Below are 1,219 nucleotides of genomic sequence, written 5' to 3' on the forward strand. Positions count from 1 at the left end.
TCTGACCGGAAATGTTGACCGGGTCGCATCAGGCTGTTGGGGCCAGTGGGCGGCCGCCCCAGCGGATGCCTTTCTCGCTGCGGACGCGGGCGCGTTCGCGCCGTTGTGCGGCCAGCACGTCGGGGTGGCGGGCGTTGGCGTTGCGCCAGCGCAGGTAGGCATGCAGCGCCCGCGTCTGCACGGTGTGGTTGGGGTGGTGGGAGTTGGCGATCGTGAACTGGCGCAATGGCCCGAAGTGGGCCTCGATCGGGTTGGCCCAGGAGGCGTAGGTGGGGGTGAAGCACAACTCGACCTTGTTCTTTCGCGCCCACTGGCGGATCTTCGGCCCTTTGTGGGCCGAGAGGTTGTCCAGGACGACATAGATCGGGGCGCCGTCGGGGCGCGCCGCGCGGATGGACTTCAGCGCCTTCAGGGTGTTGGCGGCGCCTTTGCGCTGGTGGTTGATGCCCCACAGGGTGTCGGTTCCCACGGAGTAGCAGCCGTGGAAGTAGGTGATGCCGTGGGTGCGGCGGTAGGTCGCCGGCAGCCGCTCGGGGCGCCTGGCCGGTGCCCACCCGCTCCCGGCGGTGGGGCGGATGCCCAAAGGGCCGAACTCGTCGAAGGCGAAGACCCGGTCGGGGAAGCGTGTGGTGACGTGCTCGATCCGCTCCAGCTTGGCGTCCAGCTCGGGGTCGGGCGAGTCCTTCCAGGTGCGGGTGCGTTGGAAGGTGACACCGCGGCTTTTCAGTAGCAGGCGCAGGGCCTCGCGGCCGATGCGCAGGCCGAGCCCGGCCAGGTGGGCGGCGAGTTTGCGCAGCGACCAGCGGGTGAAGGGCCGCCCGAGCTTGGCCGGGCGGGTGGTGGCCGTCTTCACGACGAGCGTTTCCTCGTCGGGTCGGAGGTGGCGGGGACGGCCTCCCGCCCACTTAGGGTCCAGGCATCCCAGCCCTTGGTCGTTGAAGGCGTGGATGACATCACGGACGGTGTCCTCGTCGGCGGCGACCAGGTTCGCGATCGCGTTGACGGTGTTGCCGCTGGCCGAGGCCAGGATCATCATCGCGCGGCGGTAGCGCACGGTGCTGGTGCCACCCCGGCGCACAATGCGCTGAAGTTTCCGGCCCTCCTGGTCGGTGAGTCGGCGGGCTCGAACCGGTTCTGCCACCACATCTCCCCAGGGTTGACTGCGTTACCAGCCAACCCTGGCACCGATCACCCGACCCGGCGAACGTTTCCGGTCACG

At 69.3% G+C, this 1,219-nt stretch carries 1 protein-coding gene; it reads right to left on the reverse strand.

Features of this window, described 5'->3' with window-relative positions; all coding sequences use genetic code 11:
* Nucleotides 1-28: 28 nt before the first annotated feature.
* A complete protein-coding gene (locus tag RIF23_RS20660) occupies nucleotides 29-1,141 on the reverse strand; it encodes an IS630 family transposase (RefSeq protein ID WP_310914309.1) in 1,113 nt (370 codons plus the stop codon).
* Nucleotides 1,142-1,219: the final 78 nt, after the last annotated feature.

The organism is Lipingzhangella rawalii, from assembly GCF_031628175.1.
GTDB lineage: Bacteria > Actinomycetota > Actinomycetes > Streptosporangiales > Streptosporangiaceae > Lipingzhangella_A > Lipingzhangella_A rawalii.